The following is a 20,356-nucleotide window of genomic DNA, read 5'->3' on the forward strand; positions in this document are numbered from 1 at the left end:
TCGGCGGCTCGACATGCCGGCCCGCACACGCCCTGTCCCCAGGATGCACGAAGGTCCCGCCCCCTGTGCGGGGAGCGGGACCTTCGAGTCAGGCGTTCCTACCGGTTACCGGCGGACGCGATCAGCGGTAGTCGCTGCCGAATCCGTAGTCGTCCAGCGGAACCGCAGCACCGGTGCCGGTGCCGAAGCCCTCCGGGCTGTAGTACTGGTCGTCGTAGGACGGAACCGCGTACGCAGCCGCGCGAGCCTCCTCGGTGGGCTGGACCTGGATGTTCCGGTACCGGTTGATGCCGGTGCCGGCCGGGATCAGCTTGCCGATGATCACGTTCTCCTTGAGACCGATCAGCTTGTCCGAGCGGCAGTTGATCGCCGCATCGGTCAGCACGCGAGTGGTCTCCTGGAAGGACGCGGCCGACAGCCACGAGTCGGTCGCCAGCGATGCCTTGGTGATACCCATGAGCACCGGACGGCCGGCCGCGGGCTCGCCACCCTCGGCGACGACGCGACGGTTCGCAGCCTCGAACTCGCTGCGCTCGACCAGCGAACCGGGCAGGAACTCCGTCGAGCCCGAATCGATGATCGTGACGCGGCGCAGCATCTGGCGCACGATGACCTCGATGTGCTTGTCGTGGATCGACACACCCTGGCTCCGGTACACCTCCTGGACCTCGTTGACGAGGTGGATCTGCACCTGTCGGGGGCCCATCACGCGCAGCACCTCGTGCGGATCGGCGGCACCTTCCATGAGCTGCTGACCGACCTCGACGTGGTCACCGTCCGCCAGCAGGCGCTCGGTGCCGTCCTCGTGCTTGAACACGCGCAGACGCTGACGCTTCGAGAGCTTGTCGTAGACAACCTCTTCGCCACCGTCGTCCGGGACGATGGTGATCTTGTAGAAGCGCTCGCCGTCCTCGAGCTGCACCCGGCCGGAGACGTCCGCAATGGGCGCCTTGCCCTTGGGGACGCGGGCCTCGAACAGCTCCTGGACACGCGGCAGACCACCGGTGATGTCGGCCGCGCCGGCCGCACCACCCTGGTGGAAGGTACGCATCGTCAGCTGGGTACCGGGCTCACCGATCGACTGCGCGGCGACGATACCGACGGCCTCGCCGATGTCGACGAGCTTGCCGGTCGCCATCGAACGGCCGTAGCACGTGGCACACACACCGGTCGCGGTGGTGCAGGTGAGGACCGACCGGACCTTGACCTGCGTGATGCCCGCCGCGAGCAGCGCGTCGATGGCCGGATCGCCCAGGTCGTGGCCACGCTCGACGACGACGTTGCCGTTCTCGTCGACCGCGTCCGAGGCCAGGGTGCGGGCGTACGTCGAGGTCTCGACGTGCGCGTCGCGGATGAGCGAGCCGTCGGCCTGCTTCTCCGCGATGTGCGTGACGATGCCGCGCTCGGTGCCACAGTCCACCTCGCGGACGATGACGTCCTGCGACACGTCCACCAGACGACGGGTCAGGTAACCCGAGTCGGCGGTACGCAGCGCGGTGTCGGCCAGACCCTTACGAGCACCGTGCGTGTTGATGAAGTACTCGAGAACCGTCAGGCCCTCCTTGAAGGAGGACTTGATGGGACGCGGGATGAACTCACCCTTCGGGTTCGTCACCAGGCCCTTCATACCGGCGAGCGAGCGAACCTGAGTCATGTTGCCGGCCGCGCCGGACTTCACGATCATCGGGATCGGGTTGTCGTCGGGGAAGTGCGCCTCCATGGCCTTACCGACCTCGTCGGTGGCCTCGGACCAGATCTTGACGAGAGCACTGTTGCGCTCGGCGTGGTTGAGCGCGCCGCGCTGGTACTTCTTCTCGATCTGGTCGGCCTGCGCCTCGAACTGCTCCATGATCTGAGCCTTCTCCGGCGGCACGAGCACGTCGGAGATCGAGACCGTCACGCCGGAACGGGTGGCCCAGTAGAAGCCGGTGTCCTTGAGCTTGTCGACGGTCTGCGCGACCACGATCATCGGGTAACGCTCGGCGAGATCGTTGATGATCGTCGCCTGACGCTTCTTCGGCATCTGCTCGTTGACGAACGGGTAGTCCGCCGGCAGCAGATCGTTGAACATGACGCGGCCGAGAGTCGTCTCGGTGGTCCAGCCGTCGCCGTAGTTCCAGCCCTCCGGGAAGAGCTCCGCCTCGACCTCGCGCGGCGGACGCTGGTGGGTCAGGCGCACCTTGATCTTCGCCTGCACCGACAGCACGCCGCGGTCGACCGCCATCTGGGCCTCGGCCGGGGTCGAGTAGACGCCCTGCTCGGCCTCGTCGTTGGTGGCGGGCAGGTACTCGCCCAGCGCGCCGTCGACCTGACGGGTCAGGTGGAACAGACCCGTCACCATGTCCAGACGCGGCATGGCGAGCGGGCGGCCCGATGCCGGCGACAGGATGTTGTTCGACGACAGCATCAGGATGCGAGCCTCGGCCTGCGCCTCCGCGGACAGCGGCAGGTGCACGGCCATCTGGTCACCGTCGAAGTCGGCGTTGAAGGCCTCACACACCAGCGGGTGCAGCTGGATCGCCTTGCCCTCGACGAGCTGGGGCTCGAACGCCTGGATGCCGAGGCGGTGCAGCGTGGGTGCACGGTTCAGCAGCACCGGGTGCTCGTTGATGACCTCTTCGAGGACGTCCCACACCTGCGGGCGCTGACGCTCGACCATGCGCTTCGCGGACTTGATGTTCTGCGCGTGGTTGAGGTCGACCAGTCGCTTCATGACGAACGGCTTGAACAGCTCGAGCGCCATCAGCTTCGGCAGACCGCACTGGTGCAGCTTGAGCTGCGGACCGACGACAATGACCGAACGGCCCGAGTAGTCGACGCGCTTACCGAGCAGGTTCTGACGGAAGCGGCCCTGCTTGCCCTTGAGCAGATCGGACAGCGACTTCAGCGGACGGTTGCCCGGACCCGTGACGGGCCGGCCACGACGGCCGTTGTCGAACAGCGCATCCACGGACTCCTGCAGCATCCGCTTCTCGTTGTTGACGATGATCTCGGGGGCACCGAGGTCGATCAGTCGCTTGAGGCGGTTGTTGCGGTTGATGACACGGCGGTACAGGTCGTTGAGGTCGGACGTCGCGAAACGGCCACCGTCGAGCTGAACCATCGGACGCAGCTCCGGCGGGATCACCGGAACGGCGTCGAGCACCATACCCATGGGCGAGTTGCCGGACTGCTGGAACGCCGCGACGACCTTGAGGCGCTTGAGAGCACGCAGCTTCTTCTGGCCCTTGCCGGAGCGGATGGTCTCGCGCAGCGACTCGGCCTCGGCCTCGATGTCGAAGTTGCGCATGAGGATCTGGATGGACTCCGCGCCCATCGCACCGGTGAAGTACTCGCCGTAGCGGTCGACCAGCTCGCGGTACAGGCTCTCGTCCACGATGAGCTGCTTGACGCTCAGCTTCGTGAACGTGTTCCAGATCTCGTCGAGACGGTCGAGCTCGCGCTGCGCACGGTCACGCAGCTGACGCATCTCGCGCTCGCCACCGTCCTTGACCTTGCGGCGGACGTCGGACTTGGCGCCCTCGGCCTCGAGCTCGGCGATGTCGGCCTCGAGCTTCTGCGCACGAGCCTCGAGATCGGCGTCACGCTGATCGGCGACGGTCTTCTTCTCGACCTCCATCTCGGCCTCGAGCGTGGAGAGCTCGTTGTGACGCAGCTCCTCGTCGACACCGACGATGACGTAGGCGGCGAAGTAGATGATCTTCTCGAGATCCTTCGGAGCCAGGTCCAGCAGGTAGCCGAGACGGCTCGGCACACCCTTGAAGTACCAGATGTGGGTGACGGGAGCGGCGAGCTCGATGTGGCCCATGCGCTCACGACGCACCTTGGCGCGAGTCACCTCGACACCGCAGCGCTCGCAGATGATGCCCTTGAAGCGAACGCGCTTGTACTTACCGCAGTAGCACTCCCAGTCCCGGGTGGGGCCGAAGATCTTCTCGCAGAAGAGGCCGTCCTTCTCGGGCTTGAGCGTGCGGTAGTTGATGGTCTCCGGCTTCTTGACCTCGCCGTAGGACCAGTTGCGGATGTCCTCCGCGGTCGCGAGACCGATGCGGAGTTCATCGAAGAAGTTGACGTCGAGCACGTAACTTCCTTTCCCCAGAGGGATTGTGGATCAGCGGGTGAGATCCGCTTGTCCTGACTGCCAATTCAAATGTGCTCTAGCGCCCCCGGGCCGTGGGTGCCGTGGGCATCCCCACGGCCCGGGGACCGTAAAACTAGTTCGCGAGATCGTCCACGGTCGCGGCCTCGTTCCGGGACAGGTTGATGCCCAGGTTCGCGGCGGCACGCTCGAGGTCCTCGTCGTCGCCGTCGGCCATCGCAATGGCAGCGCCGTCCGAGGACAGCACCTCCACGTTGAGGCACAGCGACTGGAGCTCCTTGAGGAGCACCTTGAAGGACTCGGGGATGCCCGGCTCGGGGATGTTCTCGCCCTTGACGATCGCCTCGTACACCTTCACGCGGCCGACGACGTCGTCCGACTTGATGGTGAGCAGCTCCTGCAGGGTGTAGGCGGCGCCGTACGCCTGCATCGCCCAGCACTCCATCTCACCGAAGCGCTGGCCACCGAACTGGGCCTTACCGCCGAGCGGCTGCTGGGTGATCATCGAGTACGGGCCGGTCGAACGCGCGTGGATCTTGTCGTCGACCAGGTGGTGCAGCTTGATGATGTACATGTAGCCGACCGACACCGGGTACGGGAACGGCTCGCCGGAGCGACCGTCGAACAGCGTCGCCTTGCCGTCGGGGCCGACCATGCGCTCGCCGTCACGGTTCGGCAGCGTCGAACCGAGCAGACCGGTGAGCTCGTCCTCCTTGGCACCGTCGAACACCGGGGTGGCGATGTTCGAGTCGGACGGGGCGGACAGCATCTCCTCGGGCAGGGTCTCGGCCCAGTCCGGCCGCGAGCCGTCGCCCGCGATCTGGACGTTCCAGCCGGTCTTGCCGATCCAGCCGAGATGGGTCTCGAGCACCTGACCGATGTTCATACGACGCGGAACACCGTGCGTGTTGAGGATGATGTCGACCGGGGTGCCGTCGGGCAGGAACGGCATGTCCTCCTGCGGGAGGATCTTGCCGATGACGCCCTTGTTGCCGTGGCGGCCGGCGAGCTTGTCGCCGTCCTGGATCTTGCGCTTCTGGGCAACGTAGACGCGGACCAGCTCGTTGACGCCCGGAGGCAGATCGTCGTCGTCCTCGCGGGAGAACACGCGGATGCCGATGACCTTGCCGGACTCACCGTGCGGCACCTTGAGGGACGTGTCGCGGACCTCGCGGGCCTTCTCACCGAAGATCGCGCGCAGCAGGCGCTCCTCCGGGGTCAGCTCGGTCTCGCCCTTCGGGGTGACCTTGCCGACGAGGATGTCGCCGTCGCGAACCTCGGCACCGATCCGGACGATGCCACGCTCGTCGAGGTCCGCGAGGACCTCGTCCGAGACGTTCGGGATGTCCCGCGTGATCTCCTCGGCACCGAGCTTGGTGTCGCGGGCATCGATCTCGTGCTCCTCGATGTGGATCGAGGTGAGGACGTCCTCCTCCACGAGGCGCTGCGACAGGATGATCGCGTCCTCGTAGTTGTGACCCTCCCACGGCATGATCGCCACGAGCAGGTTCTTGCCGAGCGCCATCTCACCGTTCTCGGTGCAGGGGCCGTCGGCGAGGACCTGGCCGGACTCGACGCGCTGACCCTCGTCCACGATCGGACGCTGGTTGGCGCACGTGCCCTGGTTGGAGCGGGCGAACTTGCGCAGACGGTAGGTCTTGCGGCTGCCGTCGTCGGCCATCACGGTGACGTAGTCCGAGGAGACCTCCTCGACCACACCGCTCTTCTCGGTGACGATGACGTCGCCGGCGTCGACGGCGGCACGCAGCTCCATGCCGGTACCGACCAGCGGGGCCTCGCTGCGCACCAGCGGGACCGCCTGACGCTGCATGTTCGCGCCCATGAGGGCACGGTTGGCGTCGTCGTGCTCGAGGAACGGAATCATCGCGGTCGCGACCGAGACCATCTGGCGCGGCGAGACGTCCATGTAGTCGACGTCGGAGGACGAGACGAACTCGACCTCGCCGCCCTTACGACGGACCAGGACGCGGTCCTCGGTGAAGTGGCCCGACGAGTCGACCGGCGAGTTGGCCTGCGCTACGACGTGGCGGTCCTCCTCGTCCGCGGTGAGGTAGTCGACCTGGTCGGTGACCGTGCCGTCGACGACCTTGCGGTACGGCGTCTCGATGAAGCCGAACGGATTGACCCGTGCGTACACCGACAGCGAACCGATCAGGCCGATGTTCGGGCCTTCCGGGGTCTCGATCGGGCACATGCGGCCGTAGTGCGACGGGTGGACGTCGCGGACCTCGAGGCCGGCGCGCTCACGGGACAGACCGCCGGGGCCCAGCGCCGACAGACGACGCTTGTGGGTCAGACCCGACAGCGGGTTGTTCTGGTCCATGAACTGCGACAGCTGGGAGGTTCCGAAGAACTCCTTGATCGCGGCGACGACCGGGCGGATGTTGATCAGGGTCTGCGGCGTGATGGCCTCGACGTCCTGGGTCGTCATACGCTCGCGGACCACGCGCTCCATGCGGGACAGGCCGACGCGGATCTGGTTCTGGATCAGCTCGCCGACCGTGCGCAGACGACGGTTGCCGAAGTGGTCGATGTCGTCGACCTCGACGGGCACCTCGACGCCGCCGGGAGCGGTCATCACGGTGTCACCGGCGTGCAGGTGCACCAGGTACTCGATCGTCGCGACGATGTCTTCCTCGGTGAGGGTCGACGCCTCGATCGGCAGGCCGGTGTTCAGGCCCAGCTTCTTGTTGATCTTGTAGCGGCCCACGCGAGCGAGGTCGTAGCGCTTGTCCTTGAAGAACAGGTTCTCCAGCAGGGTCTGCGCGCTCTCCTTCGTCGGCGGCTCGCCCGGGCGCAGCTTGCGGTAGATGTCGAGCAGCGCCTCGTCGGTGCCGGCGGTGTTGTCCTTCTCGAGCGTCGACATCATGATCTCGGAGAAGCCGAAGCGCTCGGTGATCTGCTCGGTGGTCCAGCCGAGTGCCTTCAGCAGCACGGTGACCGGCTGACGGCGCTTGCGGTCGATGCGGACACCGACGGTGTCGCGCTTGTCGACGTCGAACTCGAGCCATGCACCACGGCCCGGGATGACCTTGACGCTGTGCAGGGTCTTCTCGGTGCTCTTGTCGATGTTCTCGTCGAAGTACACGCCCGGCGAACGGACGAGCTGCGAGACGACGACACGCTCGGTGCCGTTGATGATGAACGTGCCCTTGTCGGTCATCATCGGGAAATCACCCATGAAGACCGTCTGGCTCTTGATCTCACCGGTGTTGTTGTTGATGAACTCGGCGGTGACGAACAGCGGCGCCGCGTAGGTCATGTCCTTGTCTTTGCACTCGTCGACCGAGGCCTTGACCTCGTCGAAGCGCGGGTCCGAGAAGGACAGGGACATCGAGCCCGAGAAGTCCTCGATGGGCGAGAGCTCGGCCAGGATCTCTTCGAGACCACCCGTGACCGCTCCGTCGCCACGCGCGGCTGCGCGCTCACGCCAGCCCTGCGAGCCGATCAACCATTCGAACGAATCAGTCTGTAGATCGAGGAGCCCTGGGACTTCGAGGGGTTCGCGAATCTTCGCGAACGAAACCCTCTTCGGGGCTCCGGGGATTCCGGCAACTGCCTTGGTCTGGCTAGAGACTGCCAAGATGCGTCCTTCCAGCACCTCACGCGGGCCGCTCTTGCTGGTGCGACCGCCGCTGTATCTGCTTCTTCATGTGGGGCGAATTCGCTGGTCACAACCCGAACGAATCCTCGCCACAGGAGCAGGAAGTGGATCACTTCGCCGCAGTGAGGTCGAGAGGTGGACAGGAGGCAGCCAGCGCAACGTCCAAAAGTACACCCAAACTCAGTAGATGTCGAGCCGGGCGCAGAAGGGCACACCTTGCGGGTGCCGCGCGCGGAGAACCGCGCGAATGTTCACGCATAGAGTGACGCGTGGTGCGCGCCGCGTCAAGCCTAGTCCCGGTGTTTCGACCCCACCGTGCCGCGGACGGCGGGTGCGGGGGTCGACGCACGAACTTTGCGGCGCTGTGGACGCGGCTCGAAAGGCGCGGATCACCGGGGACAGGGAGGCGCTGACCGATCTGTCGACTGCCCGGCTACTGATCCGCAATGTCAGACAATAGCCACACACCGCCCACTTTTTCCATCTGAACGATCAACGGGCCGGACGCGCTGTCCTGCGCGACACCGTTCATCTCCGCACTGACGGTCATGTTCACGATCAGCTCGGCGCGATCGCCGTCGAGGACCTTCACGCCGACGTCGCTCAACTGCACGGTGGTGCTGGTGCCGGACTGCTTGACCGCGGACACGGTGGGTTCGACGGTCTTGTCGAACTCGGCCCGCATCGAGTCGGTGAGGACGGCGTGGGCACGGTCCGGGTACTGGTCGATGGAGTCGGGCGCGTACGCGTAGAGCGTCTCCAGCGCCGACCGGGCGGCCTCGGTGACCTCCGACGTCCCCGCGATGTCGACGAACGCGGTGTTGTTCACCTCGGCGCCCGGACGCAGCGCCGCGACGACCGCGAACACCGCGAGGACCACGGCCGCCACCCCGAGGGCGGCCACGAGCCGCCAGCTCAGCCGCGAGCGCGTCGGCGCGTCCTCGGTCTCTCCGTCGGCCGTCTGCTCGCTGGGCGGAACGTAGTCCGGGTCGGGCGCCTCCCCGTCCGGGGCGTCGGCGTCGACATGGGCAATGGCCCTCTCTTCCGCGGCGCGCTCCGCGACGGCCGTACCGAAGCTCTGCTGCCCGGTCCCCGATGCCGCGGGGCCGGGCTCCTCGGCACGGGTCGCGGCGGGCTCGACGCGGGTCGCGGCGGGCTCGACGCGGGTCGCGGCGGGCTCGACGCGGGTCGCGGCGGGCTCGACGCCCTCGGGCTCCGCCGTACCGGCGGCCGGGCGCGCCGGCGGCACGGCCCCGGCGGAGCTACCGGCGACCTTGGGGCGGCGCGGGGACGGACCGGCACCGGTCCTGCGACGAATGGGAGGCATGGGGGAACTCCTTCCGGATGACCTCGGTGCACGCACGGCGAGATCCGGGAATCGGGGAAGACTGTCGGGCGCTACCGGTCGCCGGTGCCGGACTCGGCCGGCGCGTTCGAATCCGCCGGCGCATCCGGGGCCGGGGGCGTGGCATTCGGGGCCGGGGTCTGGTCCAGGACCGCGGCGTTGCCGAGGTTCACGGACTTCGATGCGCGCCACACGCCGTCGTCGTCCTCGGTCATGGTCAGCCGCATCGTCACCCGCACCTTGCGCGAGGACTGATCGGGCCACGTGGTCGTGGTGGCCAGGACGATCATCGCGTCGGCGGTGCCGTCGTCGGAATTGAGCGTCGTCAGCGTCGCGCCCAGCACCTCGGCGGTGCTGCGGGCCCCGGTCTCCTGCGTCTGCTTGGTCAGCTGATCCCGGGTGGCGTCGAGATCCTTGGTGAGATCCCCGGTGATCGACGACTGGATGTCGGCGAAGGACCGGTCGAGATTCGCGGCGTCGAACGAGTTGAGATTGATCGCCGCCTGGCGCGCGTCGGCCAACGCGGACTCGCGGGCGTCGGCCTTGGGCTTCTCCACGAACGCGGCGCGTGCCCATCCGACGCCGAACCACACGGCGGCGACGAGGGCGCCGACGAGGACGACGGTCACCGCGACCGTGGCGGCGACGAGGGGCTTGGTGTTCTTGGTCGTGGTGTCCGTCACACGGCAACCTTACTCTCGGGTAACGATTGTGCGCCGAACGCTACCGGACCGGCGCGACGCCCATGAGGGTCGCGAGCTGGGTGGCGATCGGGTTGAGATTGAGCTTGTCGGGGTCGACCTTGGGGGTGCTGTCCCACGGCTGCGGGGTCTGCGGGTCGGCGTAGACCACCCGGTCCGCACTGCGCACGCCCGTGGGATTTCCCTCCTCGACGGCGCATCGGACATCGGTGTTGAACGGGAAGTCGTCGACGGTGTCGTCGAAATTCGGGTTCTCGGCCTTCATCCGGTCGAGAATCTCCTGCGTCCCCTCGTACCCCCGCGTGCACGCCACCGGGTTGTTGGTCTCGAGGACGAGCCCGAAATGGATGGTCCCGTCACCCGGCGCGACGGCCGACGCACCGGCCGACAGCGCCGGCAGGAACTGGAAGATCGGTTGCAGGGCGATAGCCCGCGGCCCCAGCGTGGTCGTGGTGGTCGCCAGATTCGTCAGGTCCGTCGTGAGCGCGTCACCGCTGTCGGTCACGAGCTTGCCGACCGTCCGGGTGGCGTCCGTCCCGGTCCCGATCAGTCGGCGCACGTCCGGATCGCTCGACTTCAACTGGGCCGCCACCTGGAGCAGACCGTCGCTGAAGGTGCGGATCGCACCGGACTGGTCGGCCTGCGTGTCGAGGACCGTACGGCCGTCGCTGATGAACGTGAGTGTCTGCGGCAGGGCCTCGTTCGCGGTATCGGTGAAGCGGCCGAGCGAATCGACCAGCACCTGCAGATCCTCACCCTTGCCGGTGAGCGCGTTGCCGAGCTCCACGACCGTCGTGTGCAGCGCATCGGTAGGCACCGACCGGGCCAGCCGGTCGACGCTTCCGACCAGCTCCTCCACCGGGATCGGGGTGGCAGTGTTCGGTTCGGTGATCACCGAACCGTCGGTGAGGTACGGACCCTCGTCCGTGTCGGGCTGCAGATCCACGTACTGCTCACCGATCGCGGACCGGTTCGCGACGACGGCGCGGGCCGACGCCGGAATCTGCGGCGCACTGTTGTCGATCATCAGCGCGACCGACACCCCGTCCTTCGTGAGCTCGAGGTCACCGACACGGCCGACCGGGACGCCCCGGTACGTGACCTCGGCGTTGGTGAAGATGCCACCCGACGTAGCGAGCTGCGCATTGACCCGGTACTCACCGAAACCGAGCAGCGTGTCCAGACGGACGTACCGGGCGCCGACGTACCCGATACCGAGCACGGCGACGACCACGAAGGCCACCAACTGCCACTTGACCACCCGCGAGACCATTACTCACCCACCCCCAGCTGATTCAGGAACGCGTCGAACGGGTTCGCGGCCGCCGGCGCGGCGACCGGTGCGGCACCCGCCTCGGGCACCGGGTTGGGCACGATCGGCGGCACCGGCAGCAGCGACACCGTCGGCCAGCCCGGTCGGGGTCCGTTGCCGTTGTAGTACGGATTGCTCGGGTTCACCGGGACCGCCGGACCGTACTTGGGCGGGTAGTAGACGGGGTCGGGCTTGCCGACACCGAGGTTCGAGAGCACGTCACCGATCTGGAGATCGATCGACAGGAACACGTTGGCCTGGCCGCCGTGGATCGACGGGATGATGGAGTCCGGGAACGGGAACGTGGGCAGGATCGGGGCGGACGTGATGATGTCCGGGGCGGCGGCACCCAGCTGCTGCAGGGTGGGGCGCAGGGCCCGCAGATCCGCGATCAGGTCGTCCTTGGACCGGTTGATGACGTCGGTGCCGACCTGGCCGAGCCGGTCGACCTGCGCGAGCATCTCCACCAGCTGCGGACGCTGTTCCGACAGGATCTCGACGCCCTCGGGCAGCTCGTCGAGGATCTTGCCGAGCTCGTCCGTCTGCTCCACCACCCGGCTGTTGAGGGTGTCGAGACCGTCGAGCGCGCGAGTGATCGAGTCGCGCTGCTCCTCGAGCCCGGCGATCAGTGTGTTCGCCTGTTCCAGCAGCCCGCGAACCTTGGGTTCGCGGCCGTCCAGCGCCTTCTCGAGTTCCGACACGATGGGCTGCAACTGCGCGACGCCGCCGCCGTTGAGGAGCAGCGACAGCGCGCCCAGCACCTGCTCGATGTCGGTGGCGTGCCGGGTGCGGTCCACCGGAATGGTGGCGCCGCTCGCCAGGCGCTCGCTCGAGGCGTTCTGCGCCGGCGCCGAGATCGCGATGAATTTCTCACCGAGCAGGTTCGACTGCTGCACCTCGGCGATCGCGTTGGCCGGCAGGTCGACCGAGTCGGCGACCAGCGTGTCGACCTCCGCGGTCCACCCGTCCGGGGCCACCGAGATCGACTCGACCCGGCCGACCGCCACGCCGTCGACCTTGACCGCCGACTGCGGGACCAGGTCGAGGACGTCGTCGAACTGGATCTTCAGGTGCATCGGGTCCTTGCCGATGTCGGCTCCGCCGGGCAGCGGGATCGAGTAGATGCCTGCCGAGCCGCACGCGCTGGCGGTCAGCGCGACGACGCTCACTCCGGCGGCCACCGCGGCCGCCCTCATCCTCCGAGTGTTCACGGCGTGCCCCCCAAACGCGGCGACGGCGTACCCGGAACCGTGCCCGGGACTGCCCCACGCTGCAGATTGTCGCCACTCAGGATGCCGAGCGGCAGATTCAGCGTCGGCGTCTTCTGACCCGCGGTGATCTGGTCGGTGATCGCCTTGCAGTTGTCGATGACCGGCTTCATCTGGCGGCCCAAGGCCTCGAATCGGGGGTCTCCCGGCAGCAGCTTCGCGACGTCGATCAGCTTGCAGCCCAGCCCGTACGGGTCCTGCAGATCGGGCAGGTCCACGCGCATCTGCAGCGTCCCGGATTCCGCGTCGTGCGAGTTCACCAGGTTGCTGATCGCGAGCGGCAGCGTCACGAGCGCCTCTGCCAACGAGTCCCGCTTGTCGGCGACGGTCTGCGTGACGGTCGTGAGCCCGTCGAGGTTCTGGCCGAGCAGTTCCCGGTTGTTCTCGACGAATCGGGCGACGTCGCCCAACGCGAGCGACAGCTGGTTGAGCGCGAGACCCAGGTTCTCCTTCTCACCCGCGAGGAAGCCGCTCAGGTCCGCGAGCTGGGTGTTGAACTGGCGCACCTGCGCGTCGTTCGCCGCGAGCGCGCTGACGAACACCTGAAGGTTCTTGACGGTGTCGAAGATGTCGGCGCGCGAGTCCGACAGCGTGCGCGCCGCCGCCGACAGCTGGGTGAAGGTGTTGCCCAAGGCGTCGCCGTTGCCGTCGAGGTTCGCCGCCGCGGTGTCCACCAGCCCCGACAGCGCGCCGTCCTTGTTGGCGCCGTTGGGCCCCAGCGCCTCCGACAGGTCGGTGACGCTGGCGTACAGCTGGTCGACCTCGACCGGGGTGGCCGTCCGCTCACGCGGGATCGTCGCGTCGCGGCTCATCTTCTCCCCGCCGGTGTACGCGGGCGTGAGCTGGATGAAGCGGTCGGACACCACCGACGGCGTGACCTGCGCAGCCTTGGCGTCGGCCGGAATGTCGACACCGCGGTCGACGGTCATCGTCACCTGCACCTGATCACCCTGCGGCTCCACCGAATCGACCGTGCCCACCTTCACACCGAGGACCCGCACGTCGGACCCCTCGTAGATGCCGATCGACTTGTCGAAGTAGGCCGTGATCTTGGTGGTGCCGGCGTTCTCGAACACCCACCACAGCACTCCGGCGACCACCACGAGGACGGCGGCGATCAACGCCACCGGGATCCATCGGCGGTTGCCGGCCCACGACTGGCTCATCAGTTACCCCCCAGGGTGCGCATCGGCTCGCGGTAACCGGGGATGTCCGGCAGCCCGGGCGGGGTCAGGTTGGTCACCACGGTGTCGAACCACCGACCGTTGCCGAGGACGTTGGCGTAGATCCGGTAGAACGGTGCCGCGTACTCGAGTGCCTTGCTCACGTTCTGTTGGTTCCGGTTGAGGAGGTCGATCGCGCCCTGCAGTTGGGTGAGGGCCGGCGTGATCTGGGCCTCGTTGTCGGCGACCAGCCCGGTCAGCTCCCGCGACAGGGTCTGGGTGGTGGTGAGCAGCTGGCCGATCGCCTGCTGCCGGGTGTTCAGCTCGGCCAGCAGCGTGCCGCCGTTGGCGAGGATCTGCTCGAATTGCTCGTTGCGGTCCGCCAGGATCTGCGACGTGTGCTTCGTCGCCTCGAACAGCTTCTTGAGTTCCTGGTCGCGCTTGGACACGGTCTCCGACAGGCGGGCGACGCCGTCCAGCGAACCCCGGATCTCGTCGGGGGTGCCGGCGAACGACTGCGACAGCACGTCGAAACTCGAGGCCAGCTGCGTCGTGTCGATCTCCTCGAGCGTGGTCGCGGCGTCACTGAAGGCGTCGATGACGTCGTACGGGGACGTGGTCCGCTCGAGCGGAATGTGCACCCCCGGGCGCAGCACCTCGGTGCCGCGCGGATCGAGCGAGAGGTACTTCTGCCCCAGGATCGTCTTGATCTGGATCGACGCGGTGCTCTGGTCGCCCACCCACGCGTCCTTCGTCTGGAAGGTCACGAGGACCCGGTCACCGTCCAGGTCGATCCCGGTGACCTTGCCGACCTTCACGCCGGCGACCCGGACCTCGTTGCCGGCCTTGAGCCCGGCGGCCTCGGTGAACTCGGCGGTGTACCGGTTGGCGGCACCGACGATCGGCAGGCTGTCCAGGAAGAACGCCGACATCGTCGCGAGGAGGATCACCACGATGCCGAGGGCACCGGTGACGGCGGGATTGCGCTTCTTGGTCATCGGGCACCGTCCGCGTAGCAGCGCGGGGCCGCGTTGGTGTAGATCGGCTGGTTCACCGTCGGCAGGTTCGTCGGCAGGTTCAGCTGCGGCGCCGTGCCGGGACCGGCGACGACGTCGATTCCGCAGAGATAGAACTGGAACCACGACCCGTAGCTGCCGGCGCGTCCCAGTTTCTCCATCTTCACGGGCAGGTTGGCGAGCACCTGGTTCACGTCGTCGGACCGTTCGTTGATCTGCCCGGCCAGCGTGTTGATCCCGGCGATCGAGCCCTGGATCGACGGCCGGGTCGGGACCAGGAGGTCGGCGGTGGCGCTGGTCAGCTCCGACAGCGACTGCACCGACCGGCCGATCACCCCGCGGTCGGCGTTGAGCCCGCTGACCAACTTCTCGGTGTTGACGATCAGCTGATCCACCTGCTCGTCGTGCTGGTTCACGGTGTCGAGAACCTTCTGCAGGTTGGTGACGAGATCCCCGATCACCTTGTCCTTGTCCGCGATCGTGTTGGTGAGGGACGCGGTGTTCGCGACGAGTTCCTCGATGGTTCCGCCCTCCCCCTGGAAGACCTGGATGATCTGGTACGACAGCTTGTTGACGTCGTCCGCGCTGAGCGTCTGGAACAGCGGACGGAACCCGTTGAACAGCGTCGTGAGGTTCACGGCCGGCTTGGTCCGGTCCAGCGGGATCGTCTCCCCCGCGGTCATCTTGAAGCCCTGCTGTCCGGTGCCCTGCTCGAGCGCGATGTACCGCTGCCCGACGAGGTTGCGGAACCGGATGGTCGCGGTGGTGCTGGCGGGCAGCCAGTCCCGATCGGAGAGCGCGAACTCCACCTGCGCCTCACGGTCGTCGACGATCTCGATCTTGGTGACCTGGCCGACGCGGACGCCGGCGATCCGGATCTCGTCACCCTTGTTGAGCGAGGTGACGTCGGTGAACCGCGCGCTGAACTTGGTGCCACCCGTGGTGCTGGTGTTCGCGATCGTGAGCGCCAGGAAGCCCGTCGCCAGGATCGTCACCAACGCGAAGATCACCAGCTTCGTGAACGGGGCAGCCACCCCACGCAGTTGTTGCCTCACTTGACGCTCACCTCCTTTCCACGAAGTGCCGGTGCACCGATCTGCGCGGCCCACGCCGGCACGTCCTCCGGCGCGGTGCCGGTGGCCTCGCCGTACACCACCGCCAGGGTGTCGCGTTCGAGCGGCGAACCCACGTACGACGCCGGGGCGGTCGCCGCCGGCACCATCGAGTACTGCGGGGACGCGACGTCGGGGATGTCCTGATCACCCGGGTTCCGCGTCGGCACCTGGTAGGAACCGTCGTGGATGGAGCCGCCCGGGTACTGCCCGATGTCGACGCCCAGCGGCGGCGGCTCGTAGCAGCGCGGGCCGCGGCTGTCGATCAGACGGGGCTCGTCCTGGTTGGGCAGGTAACGGCCCCGAGGGTTGACGAGTTCGATGGTGGCCCGCGCACCCGGCAGGTCGGATCCCTCACCGGTGATCGCGCCCGATCGGCCCATGACGTCCGCGAAGTTCGCGAATGTGCAACCGAACGTGCCGGAGAACCGGGCGAGGGTCTCGAGCGCCTCGCGCGAGTCCGCCGCGATCGAGATGACGGACTCGCGGTTGGTGGTGAGCAGGTCCGCGGTGTCCGAGCCGGTGGAGGTCACCGACGCGATGAGAGCGTCGATCGAACTGCGCTCCTGCACCACCGTGGCGTTGGTGGTGCGCAGGTTGTCGAGCGCGTCGACCAGCTGCGGCGCGGCGTCCGAGTACGTCTGGGTGAACGTCGCGAAGCTCTGCAGTCCCGCCTTCAGGTCGGGCATGCGGCTGTTGACTCCCCCGAAGATCGTGTCGAGCTGGTCGAGCGTGACGCCCAGCTGCTCGCCTCGGCCGTCGAGCGCCTGCGACAACGCCCCCAGCGTGGACGCCAGACTCTCCGGCGGAATCGCCTGGAGCAGCGGCAGCAGACCGTCGAGCATCCGGCCGAGCTCGACCGCGTTGCCGCTGGCGTCCTGCTGGATGGTGTCGCCGGCTCGGATGTGGTTGGGACTCGGGTTCTCCGGGATCACCAAATCGACGTAGCGCTCGCCGAACAGCGTCTTCGGCAGCAGCCGGGCCGTGGCGTTGGACGGGATCAGCTCGGCCTTGTCCGGGTTGATCGCCATCACGGAAGTGACCTTGCCGTTCTCGGTGGACGCCTCGCGCACCTCGCCCACGATGAGCCCGCGGACCTTGACGTCGGCGTTGCGCGGCAGCGCGTTGCCCACGGTGTCGGTCACGAGGTCGACCTTGACGACGGGGGTGAAGGTCTTGTTGTAGCTGGCGATCGTGCCGCCCAGGAACAACGCGAGCACCAGGAAGAAGACGATTCCCAGGACGCGACGGCGGAGCTTCGACGGTGACTCGATCATCCGGCCACCCGCACCGTGGTCGTGGTCCCCCAGATCGCGAGGCTCAGGAAGAAGTCCAGGACCGCGATCGTGACGATCGCGGTGCGCACGGCATGGCCGACCGCGACACCGACACCCGCGGGGCCACCGCGGGCGTGGAACCCGTAGTAGCAGTGGATGAGGATCAGCACGAAGGCGAAGACGAGGACCTTACCGAAGGACCACAGCACGTCCTCGGGCGGCAGGAACAGATTGAAGTAGTGGTCGTACGAGCCCGTGGACTGGCCGTTGAAGACGGTACTGACCACGCGGGAGGCGAGGTACGCGGCGAGCAGGCCGACGATGTACAGCGGGATCACCGCGATGAACCCGGCGATCATGCGGGTCGTGACCAGGAAGGGCACGCTCGGTACCGCCATGACCTCGAGGGCGTCGATCTCCTCGGAGATGCGCATTGCACCGAGTTGGGCGGTGAAACCACAGCCGACGGTGGCCGACAAGGCCAGCGCCGCGACGATCGGCGCGATCTCACGGGTGTTCACGTACGCCGACAGGAAGCCCGTGAGCACCGAGCTGCCGATCTGGTCCAGGGCCGCGAAGCCCTGCAGTCCGACGACGACGCCAGTGAACCCGGACATCATGACGATGACGCCGATGGTGCCGCCGATGACCGCGAGCGCACCGCTGCCGAAGGTCACCTCGGCGAGCAGCCGGAGCATCTCCTTGCGGTAGCGCCGCAGGGTGCGTGGCGTCCACGCGATGGCCCGCGAGTAGAACGACATCTGCTCGCCGGCGTTGTCGAGCACGTCCAACGGCTTGCGCGCCCAGCGGCGGGCGCGGATGAGCGCGTAGTCACCGCGCCCCCGTGCGATCGTCATCGGGTCACGCCCCCTTCGCCGGAACGATCTGCAGGTACACCATGGTGAGGATGAGGTTGGCGAAGAACAGCACCAGGAAGGTGATGACGACCGCCTGGTTCACCGCCTCGCCGACACCCTTCGGGCCGCCCTTGGGCGTCAGGCCCTTGTAGGCCGCGATGACGCCCGCGATGACGCCGAAGATCGCCGCCTTCACCTCGGCGATGTACAGGTCCGGCAGCTGTGCCAGCGCGGAGAACGACGCCAGGTACGCACCGGGGGTACCGCCTTGGAGCACCACGTTGAAGAAGTAGCCGCCCGCGATGCCGACCACGGACACCAGTCCGTTGAGCAACACCGCGACGAGCACCATCGCGAGCACCCTCGGCACGACGAGTCGTTGGATCGGATTGATGCCGAGTACTTCCATCGCGTCGATCTCCTCACGGATGGTCCGTGAGCCGAGATCGGCGGTGACGGCCGAGCCGGCGGCGCCCGCGATGAGCAGTGCGGTGACGATGGGACTGCCCTGCTGGATCACCGCCAGCACGCTGGCGGCGCCGGTGAACGCTTCGGCACCCAACTGCTTGATCAGCGAGCCGGTCTGCAACGACACGACGGCACCGAACGGGATCGCGACGAGCGCGGTCGGCAGGATCGTGACGCTCGCGATGAACCATGCCTGTTCGATGAATTCCTTGAACTGGAACGGCCGCCGGAACGTGTTGCGAACAACGTCGACGAACAGCTGGACGATGTTGCCGGCTTGAGTGAGGGCTCCGGTGACGGGCTTCATCAGCGAGGCGCGAGTACCCCCCATACGCAGTGCCCCTAACCGTGCTCGAACGAGGCCGAGTCGCGGCCGCCGTCGTCGTAAGCGGGAATGACCTGGGTGGCCTGGTCGTCGTTCATGCTCTCGAGAATGCTCTGCTGCGCATCGGCCGGGAGGGTGTGGAGGATCTCGCGCACCCGAGCCTGTCGGCGCCCGACCGCCTGACGGACGGGAAGTCCGGGGGTGGCCTCCATCTGCGGAACGACACCGTAGACATCGTCGGTACCACCGTGGTGGTGACCGGCGTCCACGAGCGCCTGCTCCTGCGCCATCTGGGCCTCGTCCTTCTCCTCCGACATGCCGATGGGGCCGATCTTGCTGCCGTTGAGGAACTGGTGGACGACCGGCTCGTCACTGGTGAGCAGCACCTCGCGCGGCCCGAACATGACGAGCTGCTTGCGGAAGAGCATGCCGAGGTTGTCGGGCACCGTGCGCGCCAGGTTGATGTTGTGCGTGACGATCAGGATCGTCGCGTCGATCTGCGCGTTGATGTCGATCAGCAGCTGGCTCAGGTAGGTGGTGCGCACCGGGTCGAGACCGGAGTCCGGCTCGTCGACGAGGATGATCTGCGGATCGAGCACCAGCGCTCGCGCCAGCCCGGCGCGCTTGCGCATGCCACCGGAGATCTCGCCGGGCAGCTTGCCTTCCGCGCCCACCAGGCCGTTGAGCTCGAGCTTCTCCATCACGATCTTGCGGATCTCGGACTCGGACTTCTTGGTGTGCTCGCGCAACGGGAACGCGACGTTGTCGTACAGGTTCATGGAGCCGAAGAGCGCGCCGTCCTGGAAGAGGACACCGAACAGCTTGCGGATCTCGTACAGCTCCCGCGACGAGCACTGGAGGATGTCGGTGCCGTCGATGACGATCGAGCCCTCTTCGGGGCGCAGCAGACCGATCAGGGACTTGAGGAACACCGACTTACCGGTGCCCGACGGTCCCAGCAGCGCGCTGACCTCTCCGGCCGGGAGCGTCAACGACACGTCCTGCCAGATCCTCTGAGAGCCGAAAGACTTCGTGAGCCCCTCGACCGCTACCTCGACTCCCACCATTACCTCCCGCGTCAGGAACATCCCCCCACCGCGTGGTCCACTGTGGGTTGCGTCACTCTATCGCATCGAAGTGTTATCCGTGACACCAAATCCTACTAACCAGTAAGTAAGGAATACAAGCCGGTAATTTCGGACACTTCGGCGCCGCGCGATGCCGCAGCATCGAACGCTACCGGGATACGGAAAGAGCCGCCCCCCAACGGGAACGGCTCTTTCCTTCGTTGCTTCGTGGAAGCAGCGCAGATTCGTCTTACTTGACGGTGATCTTCGCGCCGGCAGCCTCGAGCTTCTCCTTGGCGGCGTCGGCCGCGTCCTTGGCAACCTTCTCCAGGATCGGCTTCGGAGCACCCTCGACGAGGTCCTTGGCTTCCTTCAGGCCCAGGCCGGAGACGACCTCACGGACGACCTTGATGACCTGGATCTTCTTGTCGCCGGCCGACTCGAGGATGACGTCGAACTCGTCCTGCTCCTCGGCAGCGTCAGCAGCGGCAGCCGGGGCGCCGGCAGCGGCAACGGCGACCGGAGCAGCGGCGGTGACCTCGAAGGTCTCCTCGAACGCCTTCACGAACTCCGAGAGCTCGAGCAGGGTGAGCTCCTTGAACTGGTCCAGCAACTCTTCGGTGGTGAGCTTCGCCATGATTGGCGTCCTTCCTCTAAAGTCCTGTGTCGCCGATCCGCGACCGGACAGGTGGTGATGGTTGTGATGCGCAGGTGCGGATCA

The 20,356-nt window shown here is 67.1% G+C and carries 14 protein-coding genes; all 14 read right to left on the reverse strand.

Annotated features, from left to right (window positions below; translation table 11 throughout):
- Nucleotides 1-121 precede the first annotated feature (121 nt).
- Entirely contained in the window at nt 122-4,081 is a 3,960-nt protein-coding gene (locus E7742_RS14175; protein WP_137799524.1) for a DNA-directed RNA polymerase subunit beta', read from the reverse strand.
- A 133-nt stretch (nt 4,082-4,214) separates the two neighbouring features.
- Nucleotides 4,215-7,721, reverse strand: a complete 3,507-nt coding sequence (rpoB, locus tag E7742_RS14180; protein WP_137799525.1) for a DNA-directed RNA polymerase subunit beta — start codon at nt 7,719-7,721, stop codon at nt 4,215-4,217.
- 436 nt (nt 7,722-8,157) lie between these two features.
- Nucleotides 8,158-9,051: a mammalian cell entry protein gene (locus E7742_RS23510; protein ID WP_254699009.1), complete on the reverse strand. Its 894-nt coding sequence runs from the start codon at nt 9,049-9,051 to the stop codon at nt 8,158-8,160.
- A gap of 71 nt (nt 9,052-9,122) precedes the next feature.
- Nucleotides 9,123-9,752 (reverse strand): mammalian cell entry protein, encoded by a 630-nt coding sequence (locus E7742_RS14190; RefSeq protein WP_137799526.1) that lies wholly within the window; start codon nt 9,750-9,752, stop codon nt 9,123-9,125.
- A 40-nt stretch (nt 9,753-9,792) separates the two neighbouring features.
- Complete coding sequence (locus E7742_RS14195; RefSeq protein ID WP_137799527.1) at nt 9,793-11,043, reverse strand: MCE family protein; 1,251 nt, start codon at nt 11,041-11,043, stop codon at nt 9,793-9,795.
- The gene (locus E7742_RS14200; RefSeq protein ID WP_137799528.1) at nt 11,043-12,278 is read right to left on the reverse strand and encodes an MCE family protein; all 1,236 of its coding nucleotides are present in this window, start codon (nt 12,276-12,278) and stop codon (nt 11,043-11,045) included. The genes E7742_RS14195 and E7742_RS14200 overlap by 1 nt, the downstream gene beginning before the upstream one ends.
- Nucleotides 12,279-12,289: 11 nt before the next feature.
- A complete protein-coding gene (locus E7742_RS14205) occupies nt 12,290-13,516 on the reverse strand; it encodes an MCE family protein (RefSeq protein WP_137799529.1) in 1,227 nt (408 codons plus the stop codon).
- Nucleotides 13,516-14,511 (reverse strand): MCE family protein, encoded by a 996-nt coding sequence (locus E7742_RS14210; protein ID WP_137799530.1) that lies wholly within the window; start codon nt 14,509-14,511, stop codon nt 13,516-13,518. The genes E7742_RS14205 and E7742_RS14210 overlap by 1 nt, the downstream gene beginning before the upstream one ends.
- Entirely contained in the window at nt 14,508-15,572 is a 1,065-nt protein-coding gene (locus E7742_RS14215; RefSeq protein ID WP_137801216.1) for an MCE family protein, read from the reverse strand. Before E7742_RS14215 ends, E7742_RS14210 begins: the two co-directional genes overlap by 4 nt.
- Nucleotides 15,573-15,580: 8 nt before the next feature.
- Nucleotides 15,581-16,918 (reverse strand): MCE family protein, encoded by a 1,338-nt coding sequence (locus E7742_RS14220; protein WP_137799531.1) that lies wholly within the window; start codon nt 16,916-16,918, stop codon nt 15,581-15,583.
- Entirely contained in the window at nt 16,915-17,775 is an 861-nt protein-coding gene (locus E7742_RS14225; protein ID WP_137799532.1) for an MlaE family ABC transporter permease, read from the reverse strand. The genes E7742_RS14220 and E7742_RS14225 overlap by 4 nt, the downstream gene beginning before the upstream one ends.
- Nucleotides 17,776-17,779: 4 nt before the next feature.
- Entirely contained in the window at nt 17,780-18,574 is a 795-nt protein-coding gene (locus E7742_RS14230; protein WP_137799533.1) for an MlaE family ABC transporter permease, read from the reverse strand.
- 11 nt (nt 18,575-18,585) lie between these two features.
- On the reverse strand, nt 18,586-19,635 hold the full coding sequence (locus E7742_RS14235) for an ABC transporter ATP-binding protein (RefSeq protein WP_137801217.1): 1,050 nt from the start codon (nt 19,633-19,635) through the stop codon (nt 18,586-18,588).
- 250 nt (nt 19,636-19,885) lie between these two features.
- Nucleotides 19,886-20,272: a 50S ribosomal protein L7/L12 gene (gene rplL, locus E7742_RS14240; protein ID WP_005518232.1), complete on the reverse strand. Its 387-nt coding sequence runs from the start codon at nt 20,270-20,272 to the stop codon at nt 19,886-19,888.
- Between the last annotated feature and the right edge of the window lie 84 nt (nt 20,273-20,356).

The organism is Rhodococcus sp. SGAir0479, assembly GCF_005484805.1.
In the GTDB taxonomy this organism is placed as follows: domain Bacteria; phylum Actinomycetota; class Actinomycetes; order Mycobacteriales; family Mycobacteriaceae; genus Prescottella.